Raw genomic sequence first — 412 nt, 5'->3', positions numbered from 1 at the left:
GCGCAAGATCTACGCGATCGCCTTCGACGACAGCGGGCTGCTTACTCATTGGGTGCTAGGCGGCGTCTTTACCGTGACCAACTAGCCCGATGATTTCAAGAACTATCGCCGGCGAGCTCGCGTATCCGCGCGAGATGGAGATTTACTCTTTTCGGTCGAGGCGACTTCACCTTCAATCGGCGAGATCCGCCGGATACTGCTTTGCAGACCCGGCCGGCCGTCCTGATAAAGGGTGAGCGTTAGGAAAACGTCTTGCGACCTCCGGACGTAGTCGAGGCCGCCGCTTCGAAGGATGTTCGCTTCTACGGGATAACGATTGAAAACACCGCCATCTTCGACTTCGAGTGTCGCGCCCTCCGCGGTTTGAATTGCCGGATTCGATGAATCCCAATCGATTCTCATGCGCCCATTC

At 56.8% G+C, this 412-nt stretch carries 1 protein-coding gene; it reads right to left on the bottom strand.

What is annotated here, in order from left to right; all coding sequences use genetic code 11:
- Positions 1-102 precede the first annotated feature (102 nt).
- Positions 103-412: hypothetical protein (locus tag I6F37_RS42230; RefSeq protein ID WP_225154708.1), on the bottom strand; the 310-nt coding region annotated here is incomplete at its 5' end.

This window comes from Bradyrhizobium sp. NBAIM08 (assembly GCF_020193935.1).
Classification (GTDB): domain Bacteria; phylum Pseudomonadota; class Alphaproteobacteria; order Rhizobiales; family Xanthobacteraceae; genus Bradyrhizobium; species Bradyrhizobium yuanmingense.
This window is presented reverse-complemented; position numbering and strand designations above follow the sequence as displayed.